Below are 14,161 nucleotides of genomic sequence, written 5' to 3' on the forward strand. Positions count from 1 at the left end.
GGCCATCAGACCGGCCGACCCCGGACGAAGACAGGCAGCCAGGCATCGCTCGGCGCATCGCTGGACAACGACTCGACGCCGATGCCGGCGCGTCGGAGATGGGCGATCGCCGTATCGCGTGGCGCATCGAACGCGGCATGCCAGCGCTCGCGCTGTGCGGCGCCCGCCAGATCGAGATCGACCCGGCCGCCGGCATGCGCGAAGCCGAGACGTCCGCGTGGCGGTACGCGTTCCAGCGGATCGTCGAGCAACAGCACCAGCGCATCGCAGTGCGCGCCCACTGCGGCCCAGTCGCGCGCCGGCACCGCCGCCACGCTGTCTGCATCCGCCAGCACCAGCAGGCGCGAACCCGGACGCAACAGGCGACGGGCATGGTCGATCGCCACGCCCAGTCCGGCGTCGCCAGCGGGCGGCGCCTCGTACCAGCGGGCCAACGCGTGCAGGACGCGCAGCGCACCGCGGGTGCCGCCCGCGGGTGGCACGGGCGCTTCCAGCACCGACCCGCGCAGCGCGGCAATGCGATCGCCGTCAGCGGCCGCCACCCAGGCGGCGATCGCGCCGGCACGTGCGGCCTGGGTGGATTTGAACCGCACCCGCGTGCCGAAGTAGAGCGCCGCGGCGGTATCGGCGACGAGCAGGGTCAGTCGCTCGCGTTCGCGCTGGAAGGTCTTGGTATGGGGGCGCCCGGTACGCGCGGTCACACGCCAGTCGATGTGCCGCGCATCGTCGCCGGCCACGTACTCGCGCGACTCCGCATACTCCATGCCCTGCCCGCGCTGCGGCGAGGGCGCCAGCGCACGCACGCCGCTGCGTGCACGCCGCACCACGCCGCGTGGACGGGCGAGCGGACGCAGTGCCACGAGCTCCGCCAGCGAGGGCCGGATGCCGGGCGCGGAAGCCGGCTCGGCGGGATTCACGGCAGCGGCACCCGTTCGATCAGCGCCTGCACGAGGCGTTCGCCGTCCCAGCCTTCGGCCGTCGCCTCGTAGCTCGGCAGCACGCGGTGGCGGAGGACGTCGGGCGCCACGGCGCGCACGTCGTCCGGCGTCACAAAGTCGCGTCCCGCCAGCCAGGCGGTCGCACGTGCGCAGCGTTCCAACGCGATCGAGCCGCGTGGACTGGCGCCCCAGGCAATACGTGCCGCCAACGCGGCGTCGTAGCGTCCCGCATCGCGCGATGCCAGCACCAGTTCGACGAGATAGCGCTCGACCGCTGGCGCCACGTGCATCGCCAGCACCGCCCGACGCGCCGCGAACAGCTGCGCGAGCGGCATCCGCTCGACCTGCGTCGACACATCGTCGAGCCGGGCCAGCGCGCGGTCACGCGCGAGCTGCAGGATGCGGGCCTCCGCCTCTGCCTCGGGGTATCCCACGCGCACGTGCATCAGGAACCGGTCCAGCTGCGCTTCCGGCAGCGGGAAAGTGCCTTCCTGCTCGATCGGATTCTGGGTCGCCATCACCAGGAAAAGATCCGGCAACCGGTAGGTCTCGCGGCCCACGGTCACCTGCCGCTCGCCCATCGCTTCCAGCAGCGCGGATTGCACCTTGGCCGGTGCCCGGTTGATCTCATCGGCCAGCAGCAGCGGATGGAAGATGGGACCGGCCTGGAACTCGAAGCGGCCGTCCTGCGGACGCCAGATTTCGGTGCCGGTGAGATCCGCAGGCAGCAGGTCCGGCGTGAACTGCACACGCGCGAACTCCGCATCCAGCCGCGCCGCCAATGCCCGCACGGCCGTCGTCTTCGCAAGCCCCGGCGCGCCTTCGACGAGCAGATGCCCATCCGCCAGCAATGCGACCAGCAGCCGCTCGACCAGAGCCGCCTGCCCGATGATCTCGTCCGACAACGCATCACGCAGCGCCACGAACCGCGCATGCAGGTCACCCGCAGCTCCATCCTCCAGGTCCATCGCCATCCTCGGTCGCCAACGCCTATCGCGCAGAGACCCAGTTTGACCGGAACCCGCGCCGTCAGTTCACAACGCCAGCCAAACCGGAGATCCGGAAACGCGAACGGGGCCCGAAGGCCCCGTCGCTACTTGCATCGCTGACCGCGCTGGTCAGTTGATTGGACGCTGCGCCACCCGCATGACCTTCGGCGTTACGAAAATCAGCAACTCCGCCTTTTCCCTGGATCGGCCACGGCTCTTGAACAGATTACCAATGATGGGCAGATCGCCCAGGAAGGGCACCTTGGACAACGAAGCGCGATCGGCGAACTCATACACGCCGCCGATTGCAACGGTCTGACCATCATCGATCAGAACAGCTGTGGTGACGTTACGCTTGCTGATCAGCGGCACGGTCCCGATGCCAGGGTAGTTGACCTCACCCGTCACTTCATCCTTCTTGATGTCCATCGCCAGGAACACACGTCCATCATTGGTGATCGTCGGGGTCACCTTGAGTTCGAGCAGGACATCCTTGAACTCTACCGTCGGGATGCTGTTGCTCTGTCCGCCGGTAATAGTCAGATAGCCGATCTCCTGCCCCTGGCTGATCACGGCTTCGCGCTGATTGCTGGTCACGACGCGAGGATTGGAGATCACCTCACCGCGCTGTTCGGTTTGCAAGGCCTGAAGCTCGACAGCCCAGTTGATCGTATTGCCGAGAATCGTGAACGCGAGCGAAGGGCCCGATTCGATCGGCAGATCAACGTTCAAACCAAGCGGCGCGAGCGGCCCACCGTCCTCCGTCGTACCCAGGGCGCCACCGATATTGACGCGCTGCTTGCTGGCGCTAACCCCGAACCGGGCGCCAAGATCACGCGCGAACGACTCGTTCGCGATCACGATCCGCGCTTCGATCACGACTTGGTCGACAGGCTTATCAAGCATGTTGACGAGCCGCTTCACCTCCGCCACGCGGTTCGGGATGTCGATGACGAGGAGTGTGTTGGTCCGGCGATCAAAGCTGAGGCTGCCGCGCGACGATAGAAATCCGCGCTGCTGCGAGGCACCGCCCGCCGCACTGGCGCCACCACCACTGCCCGAGCCACTCTTGCTCTCCTCCGTCAGCAGCTTAGCGATGTCCTCCGCATTGCCGTAGCTGATCGGGATGTACTCCGTGGTCATCTCCGCGCGTTCCTCGATCGCAAGGCGCGCGTCTTCCTTGGCCTGCTCGAACGCCGCGATCTCGCTCTGCGGCGCGACCCAGACCACGTTGCCGCTGCGACGCTTGTCGAGCGACTTGGCCTGCAGGACGATGTCCAGGGCCTGGTCCCACGGCACGTTCTGCAGGCGCAGGGTCACGTTGCCGGTCACGCTGTCGCTGGCCACGATGTTGAGGTTCGACTCGTCGGCGATCAGCTGCAGGACCGTGCGCACCGGCACGTCCTGGAAGTTGAACGTGACGGGCGCACCACTGTAGGCGCGGACGTCGGAGACGGTGGCGGACGCGGCCTGACCCATCGTCGCAGCCGCCGTGGCCGCGCCGACCGCACGCTCGGCGCCTGCCGTGGTCCGCGGAATGATCTCGACGATGTAGTCGCGACCGCTCTGGTAGGCCATCGGCTCGAACTCGCCGCGCGCACTGAGCACGACCTGCGAGCCATCGGCACCCTGACGGGCATCGATGCGCTGCACCGGGGTGGCGAAATCCGTCACGTTGAGCGGACGCTGCAACGAGGCGGGAAGCGTGGCGCCACCGAGGTTGATGACCACGTTGCCACCCTGCGTCCGCAGATCGGGGGCAGCCCCGTCTCCATCGAAGCGCAGCACGAGCTTGCCGGAACCGCCATCGCCGCGCCGGAAATCGATGTCCGTCACCGCAACCGCGCCCGCCGGCTGCGTCGCCGCGACAGATGCCTGCAGCAGCGGCAGCGCTGACGCAGATGTCGGTCCCTGCGCCGCCTGGGCGCCGCTGAACGTCGCCACCAGTCCTATCGCAAGACCGAGCGCGCCGGCACGCACCGATTTCATCCGGCCCGACTGCAGGCTCCCCGCATTGCTCACGGTCATGTTGCTTCCCCTCATCATTGTTCGTTCAGCGCGAGCGAAGCCGGACGTTCCAACCAGCCGCCGGCGCCATCGGGCACGAGCTCAACGAGCTCGATGCGATTTTCATTGACCGAAGTGACGCGGCCATCGTTCTGTCCCAGGTAGTTGCCCGGGGTAATGCGGTAGGTCACCTTGTCCGGCGCGAGGACCAGACCGACGATGCGACCGCCGGTGCCAATCGTCCCCACCATCGACATGCTGTCCAGCGGGTACTGCTCGGTGATCTCCTTGCGCCGGTTCGAATCCGGTCGCGGGCCGCTGCCACCGCTGTCGTCGGTGAAGGCATTGCTGAAGGGATCGCGGATGCCCTGCGCCGAGTATTCGAACGTCTCGAACTGCTGCATCACGGGCAACGGATCGAGCGCAGGCGCAGGGCGCTGCTTGACCTCCTCGGCCCACACTTCGAGATTGGGCGCCTCGCCGGGCTCGCTGGTCACGCCCCGGCCGCAGCCGGTGGCCGCCAGCGACAAGACCAGCAGCGTAACGCCGCGCATCAGGGTGCCTGTCTGGCCAGCCATCACGGCGTGCCCTCCGTTGTCTGCTCGGCCTGCGCCTGTGCCGCCGTCTCATCCTCGTCCAGATACCGGTACGTCTTCACGGTGCCCGAAAGCTCGAGACTGGAGTTGGGTCCAATCGCGGCGAGTCCATCCGCGCCACCCGCGCGAGGCTTCAGCGAGATGTCGTGCATCGTCATGATCACCACGCGCGGCAGCGATGCCACACCACTGACGAATGCGCCGAACTGGTGGTAAGTCCCCACCATTCGCAGCGCGATCGGCTGCTCGGCGTAGAACTCGCGCGGCAGCTCTTCGCCGGGCTTGAACAGGTCGTTCTGGATGCCCGTCGCGATCGCGGTCTGCGAGATGTCGACGATCAGATCCGGCATTTCGGTCTTGCTCGGCAACTGACGGAGCATCTGCTGCAACTGCTGTTCCATCTGGGCGAGCTGCTGCTTGAGCGGCTCGAGATTCGCAGCCTTGCCCTGCTTGGTCTCGAAGTCGGCGCGCAGCGTTGCTTCCTGCGCCTCCAGACCGGTCAGCTCGTCGCCCTTCTCGCGCGTGATCACGTACCACAGCAGGAAAAAGATCAGCATGCCCACCAGGATGCAGGCGCCGATCTTGTACTCGCGCGGCCACGAGCCCGTGTTATTGATGTCCAGCTCGCGGAGCGACACCTTCTTCTTGCTCACGACGCGGCTCCTTCTGCGGTAGGTGCGGCGACCGGTGCGGTCTCCGGCACGACGTCGGCCGGCGCGCCCGGATCGGTACCCTCGGCCGCCGCAGCTTCCTTGGCGGCCGGCGTCGACAACTGCACGTTCAAGGTGAAGGCGTACGGCAGACCCGGCACACCATCCTGTGCCTCGATCACCGACAGCTGCGGGCTGGTCATCCAGCCGGATCCGTCGAGAGAGCGCATGTAGGTACTGACACGCGCATTCGACTGGGAGCGCCCCTCGAGCGTCAGGGTCTGCCCCTCCTGCTTGAGCGAGGTCAGCAGCACGCCGTCGGGAATCGTCCGCACCAGCTGGTCGAACAGGTGGACCATCTGCGAGCGGTTGCCCTGCAGCTGCTCGATGACGGCCTTGCGGGCCAACAGACGCGCACGTTGCGATTCGAGCGCGTCGATCTCGGTGATCTGCGTGTCGACCGCGGCGATCTGCTGCTGCAGGAACGCGTTGCGCTCGTTCTGACCGTCAATCTGCGCGTTGTAATACATGTTGACGAGGAACCACAGCGCCACGCCGGCCGCCGCAGCGATGCCGACCATGACGCCGAATTCCTTCTGCCGCTGCTTGCGCCGTTCGGCGCGCCACGGGAGGAGATTGATCCTGGACATCAGTCGAAGCTCCTCAGCGCCAGGCCGCAGGCGATCATCAATGCGGGTGCGTCCTGTGCCAGCGCATGCGCCTGCACGCGCGGTCCGAGCGTCATCTGCGCCAGCGGATTGGCGAGCACGGTCTGGACGCCCAGCTGCTCTTCCACCATGTCCGCCACGCCGGGAATCGACGCGCAGCCGCCTGCCAGTACCACCTGGTCGACGCGGTTGAAGTCGCTGCCCGCATAGAAGAACTGCAGCAGCCGGCTGACCTGCTGGACCATGGCTTCCTTGAACGGCTCGAGGACTTCGACCTCGTAGCTTTCCGGCAGGCCGCCCTGACGCTTGGCCAGACCGGCTTCCTCGTAGCTGAGACCGTAGCGCCGCATCACCTCGTCGGTGAGCTGCTTGCCGCCGAACACCTGCTCGCGCGAGTACAGACTGCGTCCGTTGCGCAGGACGTTGAGCGTGGTCATCGTCGCGCCGACGTCGACCAGCGCGACCACGCCGTCGGCCGGCATGCTCAGCGTGCCGGCGATCATCGCGAACGCGTTCTCGACCGCGAAGGCCTCGACATCGATGACTCTGGCCGTCAGACCGCCCAGCTCCAGCGCGGACGCGCGCAGCTCGACGTTCTCGGAACGGGACGCCGCGAGCAGCACCTGCACCATCTCCGCGTTGCCCGGCATCGGCCCGAGCACCTCGAAATCGAGGTTCACTTCCTCGATCGGATACGGAATGTAGTTGACCGCCTCGAGTTCGACCTGGGATTCGAGATCGTCCTCGTCGAGATCGGCCGGCATCGGGATGGTCTTGGTGATCACCGCCGAACCCGCGACCGCGGCCGATGCATGCTTGGCCTTGGTGCCCGAGCGCGAGACCGCGCGGCGGATCGCCTCGCCGACCGCCTCGACCTCGACGATGTTCTTTTCCACCACCGCGTTCGGCGGCAGCGGTTCGACCGCGTAGTGCTCGACGCGGTAGCGATTGCCCTGGCGCGACAGCTGCAACAGCTTGACCGCGGTCGAGCTGATGTCGACGCCGATGACCGGCACCTGGCTTTTTGTGATGAGCCCCACGAAATATCCCCTTTGCCACGGGCGTTTAGCCACGCCTCGTGTCCCGGCGCATTAAATAGCGGACTTTCCGGGTATTGGCAACACGCATCGTCGACTCCCGGGCGTCGAGTGGTCGGCGAACGGGCCCGACGCCCTGGCCGTGCAAGTCGCGTTCCACACCGACGCGCCGGCGGGCCGCAAGCGGCTCCCCTATACTTTCCCGCCATGAGCCCAGCCCCCATGTCGACGCCCAAGCCCCGCCCATCCCGCCTTCGCCGCCTGCTGCGCTGGACCCTGGTCCTGGTGCTGGTGCTCGGCATCCTCGGCGCGATCACCGGCGGCATCCTCTACGCGGCGGTGGCCTCCAAGCTGCCCGACGTCGAAGCGTTGCGCGACATCGAAATGCAGGAGCCGATGTACGTCTATGCGCGGGATGGCCGACTGATCGCCCTCTTCGGCGAGACGCGCCGCTATCCGGTCGACATCGAGGATGTACCCGATCGCCTGAAGCAGGCATTCCTCGCGACCGAAGACGCCCGCTTCTACGAGCACGGCGGCATCGACTACCGCGGTGTCGCGCGCGCACTCTGGCTTCTGGCCACAACCAGCGACCGCCGCGTGCCGGGCGGCTCGACCATCACCCAGCAGGTCGCGCGCCAGTTCTTCCTGAGTTCGGAATACAGCTTCACGCGCAAATTCGCCGAAATGCTGCTCGCCCGGAAGATGGAGCAGAACCTGTCGAAGGACGAGATCTTCGAGCTCTATCTCAACAAGAGCTTCTTCGGCAACCGCGCCTACGGCGTGGCCGCGGCGGCCGAGTTTTACTACGGCAAACCGCTGGCGGAGCTCGACCTCGACGAGATGGCCTCGTTGGCCGCGATCCCGAAGTTCCCCTCCAGCGGCAATCCGCTCAGCAATCCCGAGCGCGCGAAGGAACGTCGCGACGTCTACGTGCTGTCGCGCATGCAGGAGCTGGGCTTCATCAGCGCGCAGGAAGCGTCCGCCGCCCGCGCGGTCGAGATGCATGCCAGCCCCCACGAGCGCCCGATCGAAGTCTTCGCACCGTACGTGGCGGAGATGGTGCGACTGGAAATGGTGGCCCGCTACGGCGGCGATGTCCTGACCCGCGGTTACCACGTCACGACCACGATCGATCCGACGATGCAGGCCGGCGCCGAGCTCGCCGTCCGCAGTGGGCTGACCACCTACGACCGGCGCCATGGCTGGGTGAAGCCTGCCGATACTTTCGAGCTGGCGACCGGCGAGGACGCCGATACCACCGCGCGAAGGCTGCGCGGTATCGCGCCGCAGGGCGGCATGCTGCCGGCGGTCGTCGTGCGCAGCGGCGAAGGCACGGCCGACGTCGTGCTCGCCGATGGCAGCACCGTGACGCTCGATGCCGCGGCCAGCCGCTGGACCGGCAAGAACCCGGCCGCGCTGCTCACGCGCGGCGACCTGACCCGCGTGCGGCGCATCGAGACGCCGGCCAAGGCATCGCCCGATGCCGCGCCGGACGCTTTGCCTCCGCCCGTCGTCACCTGGCAGCTCGAGCAGTTGCCCAGGGCGCAGGCGACGCTGGTTTCGATGGAGCCGGACGACGGCGCAGTGCGCGCGCTAATCGGTGGTTTCAGTTTCGCGGGCAGCAACTTCAACCGTGCCACGCAGTCGCGTCGTCAGCCGGGCTCCAGCTTCAAGCCCTTCATCTTCGCGGCTTCGTTCGAGAAGGGTTTCAACCCCGCATCGATCGTGCTCGACGCGCCGGTGCTCTTCCGCATGCGCCGCGGCCAGGATTGGCGCCCGCAGAACTCGGACGGCCGGTTCGTCGGCCCGATGCGCCTGCGCGAGGCGCTGGTGCAGTCGCGCAACCTTGTTGCCGTGCGCCTGCTCGATGCGATCGGCGTGGATTACGCCCGCCGTTACATCAGTCATTTCGGCTTCGAGGAGTCACAGCTCCCGCCGAATCTGTCTATCGCCCTCGGCACGCCGTCGCTCACACCGCTGGATGTGACGCGCGGCTACGCGGTGTTTTCGAACGGCGGTTTCCGAATCACCCCCTGGTTCATCGACGAGGTCCGCGACCGCGAAGGCACCCTGGTGTTCAAGGAGAACGCGGCGCGCGCGTGTCGTGGCTGCGGCACTGGCGGCACGCCCGGACAGCCTTCGACGCCGCGGCATGTCGTCGACGGTTTCAACCTCGGCCCAGCGGCCGAAGCACGCGAAGTCACCGCCGCACCAGCGGAAGCCCCCCCTCCGCCCGAGCCCCGCGCGGATGGTGCAGCGCCGGTCATGGCGCCGCGCGCGATCGACGAGCGCGTCGCCTATCAGATGGTCTCGATGATGCGGGATGTCGTGCGGCGGGGGACCGGCACCGCCGCGCGCGTGCTCGAGCGCGAGGATGTCGGCGGCAAGACCGGCTCCACCAACGATCACCGGGACGCCTGGTTCTCCGGATTCGGCGGCAATCTCGTGACCTCGGTCTGGGTCGGCCGCGACGACAACCGTTCGCTCGGCTACCGCGAATACGGCGGCCGCGCAGCGCTGCCGATCTGGATCGATTTCATGCGGGTCGCGCTCGACGGGGTGCCGGAAGCCACCAACGAGCCGCCCGAAGGGATGGTGCGGGTCGCCGTCACTGCGGGCGGTCGTCTGCTGCCAAGCACGTCCGACGGCGGCATCATCGAGTACGTGAAGGCCGAGGACCTGGATCGCATGGAGTCGGAGATCGACCTGCAGATCGACGATGTGCCGGCCGAGGAAGCGTTCGACATTTTCTGACGGGCACTGCCCTCGGGTCGACGCGCGCCCGCCGCCCGCGGCCGCGTCGGACGCAGACCAGCCCCCCGGGTGCATCCCGTGGCTGAAGCGTATCGCACGACGTATTGACCCGCCGCGGCGCCGGGGTACAGTCGGATGCAGGTGATCGACGACAGGGGACGCGTATGCATCGCGCACGTCAGCACGCGGCAACACAGACCCGTGAACGCCGCCATCGCCTCGCGCACGAGGCCGCCCGCCTCATGGCCGAAGGCGGGATCCACGATTTCCACGCCGCCAAGCTCAAGGCGGCGAGCCGGCTCGGCATCCACGACGACGCATCACTGCCCCGCAACCACGAGATCGAAGAGGCATTGCGCGAATATCAGCGCCTGTTCGTGGGCGCCCGCCAGACCGACGCCCTGCGCGAGCGCCGCGCCGCGGCGCTGCGGGCGATGGGTTTCTTCGAGCGGTTCTCACCGCGACTCGTCGGCCCCGTCCTGGAAGGGACCGCGGACGCCCATTCCGCGGTGGCATTGCATGTGCATACCGACGACCCGGGCAGTCTCGCCCGCTTTCTCGACGATCACGGCATCCCCGCCGACAGCCGGATGCGCCGGCTGCGGCTCGACCGTCAACGGACGGGCGATTTCGACGTATGGGTCTTCGCGGCTGAAGCAATCACGTTCGAACTGACGGTGCTGCCGGAAGCGAGTCTGCGACAGGCTCCTGTGTCCACGATGGACGACCGGCCGATGCGCCGAGCCTCCCGATCGCAGCTCGAACAGCTGATCGCGCTGGAGCACGGCGCCGACTGAGTGCCGCAGGCCATCCGGACGATGGCCCATGCACCTACTCCATGACGATCTGCGCGCTCTGTCCTGTGCCGAACACGCGTGCGCGGGCGCCCACCTGGAGTCCGTTCGCACTCGCGGCGCGGATCGCCGACTCGCTGCCGTCATCGAACCGGATCATGACCATGTAGGCGGTCACCATCTGAGCGCCCGCCGCGGGAGCCGCGGTCGCACCTTCCACCATGTCGCGCGTGGCACCGCTGGCCACCTCATAGGCTTCGTACGAGTACTCGCCCGTGACCCGGGAGGCTGCACGCCCGGCCATCCTCCCCAGCGCACGACCGAACGCGCCGCCGGTCTGCGACGGCTTCGTCTGCGGCTGGGCGGACGCGGGCACCTGCATCGGACTGATGCCGGTGATCAGTCCGCTCCGGAACGACATTTCCTGGGCAGCCACATGGCCGGCCGCGAGCGCAGCAGCACAGAGGAGCAGTGCCCCCCACATCGATCGCATCTTCATTCGCTTTCCCCTCGACTGAGTCGAGCGCCGGGCGGCCCGTGAGGCACGGGGCACGGAGCGGCGCGCGTCGGGGCAGTCTGCGCAACCTGCCCGGACTCGGCAGCCGGAAAGCACCTTCCACGGATGTCAGGGATTGCCGACAACGGTCGGGCGAGCGTCAGAAACGACGAAGGCGGCCCGAAGACCGCCCCCGTTGTGCAACACCCGGTCGATACCCGGTGTCCCGGATGGATCAGCGCTGGCTGGCGCCCTTGTAATCACGCACGTCGTAGCCGGTGTAGATCTGGCGCGGACGGCCGATCTTGGCTTCCGGATCGACCTGCTGCTCGAGCCAGTGCGCCACCCAGCCAGCCGTGCGGCCGATCGCGAACATCACGGTGAACATCTCCGTCGGGATGTTCAGCGCCTTGTAGATGATGCCGCTGTAGAAATCGACGTTCGGGTAGAGCTTGCGCTCGACGAAGTAGTCGTCCTTCAGCGCCGCCTCTTCGAGCTTCATCGCGACATCGAGCAATGGATCGTTGATGCCCAGCTCGCCGAGAACCTTGTGGGTCATCTCGCGGATGATCTTCGCGCGCGGGTCGAAGTTCTTGTAGACGCGGTGGCCGAAGCCCATCAGACGGAACGGGTCGTTCTTGTCCTTCGCGCGCAGCACCGCCTTCTCGACGTTCTTCGCATCGCCGATCTCGGCCAGCTGCTTGAGCACCGCTTCGTTGGCGCCGCCGTGCGCAGGGCCCCACAGCGCGGTGATGCCGGCAGCGACGGACGCGTAGGGATTGGCGCCGGTGGAGCCGACCAGACGCACGGTCGAGGTCGACGCATTCTGCTCGTGGTCGGCGTGCAGGATGAAGAGCAGATCCATCGCCTTGGCGACGACCGGATTGAGCTCCAGCGGCTCGCTCGGCACTTCGAACATCATGTGCAGGAAGCGGTCGACGTACCCCAGGCTGTTGCGCGGATAGCGGATCGGCTGGCCGATCGAATAACGATAGGCGGCCGCGGCCAGCGTGGGCACCTTGGCGATCAGGCGGATCGCGGCCAGGCGGCGCTGCTCGGGATCCTGCAGGTCCAGCGTGTCGTGGTAGAACGCCGACATCGAAGCGACCGAAGCAGCGAGCATCGCCATCGGGTGGGCATCGTGGCGGAAGCCCTGCAGGAAGCTCTTGAGCGACTCGTGCATCATCGTGTGATGCGTCACCTCGTGCTCGAACTTGGCGAACTCGTCGGCGGTCGGCAGCTCGCCGGCCTGCAGCAGATAGGCGACTTCGAGGAAGTTCGACTTCTCGGCCAGCTGGTCGATCGGATAGCCGCGGTACAGCAGGACACCTTCGTCGCCATCGATGTACGTGATCGCGGACTTGCAGCTTGCAGTGGCGGTGAAGCCGGAGTCGTAGGTGAAGCAGCCGGTTTCCTTGGGCAGCTTCGAGATGTCGACGCAGGGGTTGCCGAGCGTGCCGTGCAGAACGGGCAGCGTCACCGTTTTGCCGGCGGCATCGAGCGTGACCTGGTCGAGCTTGGCGTTGGATTCAGACACTCTGGAGGCTCCTCATTTCCCCGGGCGGCGACGCCGTCCGGCCTGGCGGGCGGCGCATGCCGCAACGCGTCAATTATCGCATAGCGGCTCCATGCGCGCCGGTATGCGGCATGCCACGAAAGTCGAACACGACGGATCTCGCCGCCACGTCATGCGGCGCCGCGATGCGATGTCCGGAATGCAGACGGCCGCCCGAGGGCGGCCGCTGGGTCGTCGGAGGATGCCTGCCGCGTGCGCGGCACACATCGTTCCGCGCGCGCTTACTTGGCGTAGCGCTTGCGGAACTTGTCGACGCGACCGCTGGTGTCGATGATCTTGTTCTGGCCGGTATAGAACGGATGCGTGGCCGAAGACACTTCGATCTTGATCAGCGGGTATTCGTTACCGTCCTCCCACTGGATCTTTTCCTTCGCCGTGGCGGCGAGGGTCGAGCGGGTGAGGAACTTGAAACCGTCGGACGTGACGTCCTGGAAGACGACTTCGCGGTATTCGGGATGGATGTCGGCCTTCATGGCGGCACCAAAGTTGCGCAAGGGAAGAGCGGCATTTTAACCATCGACCGGCACGGGGCGCAAGCACCGGCCGGTACAGGATCAGCGGGCGAGCACGTTGCGGACCCGGGCATGGAACCGCCCGGTGTCGTAACGCATCAGGATCCGGACGTTGTCGGACCGGCCCAGCTGCCGGTTCCAGTCCACGATCGTCGCGCCCCGGGCCGGGCCCTGCTCGAGCACCACGTCGATCGGGCGCTCGGCGATCTCCAGCGCCCCGCCGGGCTCCAGTACCCAGGCCATCGCCAGCGCATCGGCGGAATGCCAGTCGTCACCACGACGGTCCGCGGACCACTCGCGCGTCTTGCGCGAGATCGCTTCGTAGAACCGGCCGATCCCGCCACCGGCCTGCATCCAGCCCAGCACCGCGTCGTGCGGCAGACCGTGGGCGACGGTGGCCTCCCAGTCGGCCAGGTCGAACAACGGGAACGCATCGAACACGATCTTCGCCGCCTCCGGGTCGAAGTAGGCGTTGAACTCGGCGCTCGGCGTGATGTTGCCGTGGCCGGTCACCGCGCCGGACATCGCCACGAAACGCGCGACGCGCGACGGCAGCGTCGGATCGAGCTTCAGCGCCAGTGCGACATTGGTCAGCGGCCCCAGCGCGACCAGGACCAGGCGTCCGGCATGGACATGCGACAGGCGCAGGATCGCCAGCGCAGCGTGTTCGGCCTCGACGCCGCGCGACGCGGGTGCGTAGCCGATGTCGCCGAACCCGTCGTTGCCGTGCACGTACGCGGCATCGGGCGCGGCATGGAGCAGCGGCGACGGACTGCCCGCGAACACGGGTACATCGGGACGTCCGGCGACTTCGCACAGCTTCAGCGCGTTGGCGACGGTGTGATGCAGGCCGACATTGCCGGCGGCAATGGTCAGCCCCACGACATCGTGCGCATCGTCATCGAAGGCGAGCAGCAATGCCAGGGCGTCGTCGACGCCGGGGTCCGTATCGATCAGCAGCGGGATTTTGTCGGTCATGCCGCATTATCGCCCGGCTTTCGTGCAACGCGTACGGGCCTGCCGAAGTCGCGGGCGTACAGCCACGCGCATGAGCGCGCTGGTCTGCATGGGCGCCCGCAGAGCCGCACGCGAGTCGCGGTCGGCGCATCGATGCGCCAGCAGGGAACGCCATGGGCATCGG

The 14,161-nt window shown here is 67.3% G+C and carries 13 protein-coding genes; 2 read left to right on the forward strand and 11 right to left on the reverse strand.

All coding sequences use genetic code 11. From position 1 onward, the window contains the following. Nucleotides 1–5 precede the first annotated feature (5 nt). From CURTO8I2_RS07865 to CURTO8I2_RS07895, 7 genes are all read right to left on the reverse strand, one after another. Complete coding sequence (locus CURTO8I2_RS07865) at nt 6–917, reverse strand: DUF58 domain-containing protein (protein ID WP_159680116.1); 912 nt, start codon at nt 915–917, stop codon at nt 6–8. Beyond that, entirely contained in the window at nt 914–1,912 is a 999-nt protein-coding gene (locus CURTO8I2_RS07870; protein ID WP_159680118.1) for a MoxR family ATPase, read from the reverse strand. Before CURTO8I2_RS07870 ends, CURTO8I2_RS07865 begins: the two co-directional genes overlap by 4 nt. Before the next feature lie 144 nt (nt 1,913–2,056). Then, entirely contained in the window at nt 2,057–3,955 is a 1,899-nt protein-coding gene (gene pilQ / locus CURTO8I2_RS07875) for a type IV pilus secretin PilQ (protein WP_159680120.1), read from the reverse strand. A gap of 14 nt (nt 3,956–3,969) precedes the next feature. Then, entirely contained in the window at nt 3,970–4,488 is a 519-nt protein-coding gene (locus CURTO8I2_RS07880) for a pilus assembly protein PilP (protein WP_236551129.1), read from the reverse strand. A gap of 23 nt (nt 4,489–4,511) precedes the next feature. Further along, nucleotides 4,512–5,183, reverse strand: coding sequence for a type 4a pilus biogenesis protein PilO (pilO, locus tag CURTO8I2_RS07885; protein ID WP_159680124.1), 672 nt, complete (start codon nt 5,181–5,183; stop codon nt 4,512–4,514). Further along, nucleotides 5,180–5,830: a PilN domain-containing protein gene (locus CURTO8I2_RS07890; protein ID WP_159680126.1), complete on the reverse strand. Its 651-nt coding sequence runs from the start codon at nt 5,828–5,830 to the stop codon at nt 5,180–5,182. The genes pilO and CURTO8I2_RS07890 overlap by 4 nt, the downstream gene beginning before the upstream one ends. Beyond that, nucleotides 5,830–6,888 carry a pilus assembly protein PilM gene (locus CURTO8I2_RS07895; RefSeq protein ID WP_159680128.1) on the reverse strand — a complete coding sequence of 353 codons (1,059 nt, stop codon included), beginning with the start codon at nt 6,886–6,888 and terminating at the stop codon, nt 5,830–5,832. The genes CURTO8I2_RS07890 and CURTO8I2_RS07895 overlap by 1 nt, the downstream gene beginning before the upstream one ends. Before the next feature lie 204 nt (nt 6,889–7,092). On the opposite strand from CURTO8I2_RS07895, the gene CURTO8I2_RS07900 reads away from it, so the two are divergent. Both CURTO8I2_RS07900 and CURTO8I2_RS07905 read left to right on the forward strand, forming a co-directional pair. Next, nucleotides 7,093–9,642: a penicillin-binding protein 1A gene (locus tag CURTO8I2_RS07900; protein ID WP_159681601.1), complete on the forward strand. Its 2,550-nt coding sequence runs from the start codon at nt 7,093–7,095 to the stop codon at nt 9,640–9,642. Between the two features lie 164 nt (nt 9,643–9,806). After that, on the forward strand, nt 9,807–10,439 hold the full coding sequence (locus tag CURTO8I2_RS07905) for a hypothetical protein (protein WP_159680130.1): 633 nt from the start codon (nt 9,807–9,809) through the stop codon (nt 10,437–10,439). Between the two features lie 34 nt (nt 10,440–10,473). Here the strand turns inward: CURTO8I2_RS07905 and CURTO8I2_RS07910 are convergent, their stop codons facing one another. From CURTO8I2_RS07910 to CURTO8I2_RS07925, 4 genes are all read right to left on the reverse strand, one after another. Further along, a complete protein-coding gene (locus tag CURTO8I2_RS07910; protein ID WP_159680131.1) occupies nt 10,474–10,935 on the reverse strand; it encodes a hypothetical protein in 462 nt (153 codons plus the stop codon). Between the two features lie 232 nt (nt 10,936–11,167). Continuing rightward, on the reverse strand, nt 11,168–12,469 hold the full coding sequence (locus CURTO8I2_RS07915) for a citrate synthase (protein WP_159680133.1): 1,302 nt from the start codon (nt 12,467–12,469) through the stop codon (nt 11,168–11,170). Between the two features lie 260 nt (nt 12,470–12,729). Next, complete coding sequence (locus CURTO8I2_RS07920) at nt 12,730–12,981, reverse strand: type B 50S ribosomal protein L31 (protein ID WP_159680134.1); 252 nt, start codon at nt 12,979–12,981, stop codon at nt 12,730–12,732. Nucleotides 12,982–13,062: 81 nt separating this feature from the next. After that, nucleotides 13,063–13,998: a nucleoside hydrolase gene (locus tag CURTO8I2_RS07925; protein WP_159680136.1), complete on the reverse strand. Its 936-nt coding sequence runs from the start codon at nt 13,996–13,998 to the stop codon at nt 13,063–13,065. Between the last annotated feature and the right edge of the window lie 163 nt (nt 13,999–14,161).

The organism is Luteimonas sp. 9C (genome assembly GCF_902506295.1).
Classification (GTDB): domain Bacteria; phylum Pseudomonadota; class Gammaproteobacteria; order Xanthomonadales; family Xanthomonadaceae; genus Luteimonas.

Coding starts and splice junctions, on each gene's coding strand:
- CURTO8I2_RS07910 (WP_159680131.1), bottom strand. CDS start 10,935: ATGAAGATGCGATCGATGTGGGGGGCACTGCTCCTCTGTGCTGCTGCG.
- CURTO8I2_RS07920 (WP_159680134.1), bottom strand. CDS start 12,981: ATGAAGGCCGACATCCATCCCGAATACCGCGAAGTCGTCTTCCAGGAC.
- CURTO8I2_RS07905 (WP_159680130.1), top strand. CDS start 9,807: ATGCATCGCGCACGTCAGCACGCGGCAACACAGACCCGTGAACGCCGC.
- CURTO8I2_RS07870 (WP_159680118.1), bottom strand. CDS start 1,912: ATGGCGATGGACCTGGAGGATGGAGCTGCGGGTGACCTGCATGCGCGG.
- CURTO8I2_RS07880 (WP_236551129.1), bottom strand. CDS start 4,488: ATGCGCGGCGTTACGCTGCTGGTCTTGTCGCTGGCGGCCACCGGCTGC.
- pilQ (WP_159680120.1), bottom strand. CDS start 3,955: ATGACCGTGAGCAATGCGGGGAGCCTGCAGTCGGGCCGGATGAAATCG.
- CURTO8I2_RS07925 (WP_159680136.1), bottom strand. CDS start 13,998: ATGACCGACAAAATCCCGCTGCTGATCGATACGGACCCCGGCGTCGAC.
- CURTO8I2_RS07890 (WP_159680126.1), bottom strand. CDS start 5,830: ATGTCCAGGATCAATCTCCTCCCGTGGCGCGCCGAACGGCGCAAGCAG.
- CURTO8I2_RS07900 (WP_159681601.1), top strand. CDS start 7,093: ATGAGCCCAGCCCCCATGTCGACGCCCAAGCCCCGCCCATCCCGCCTT.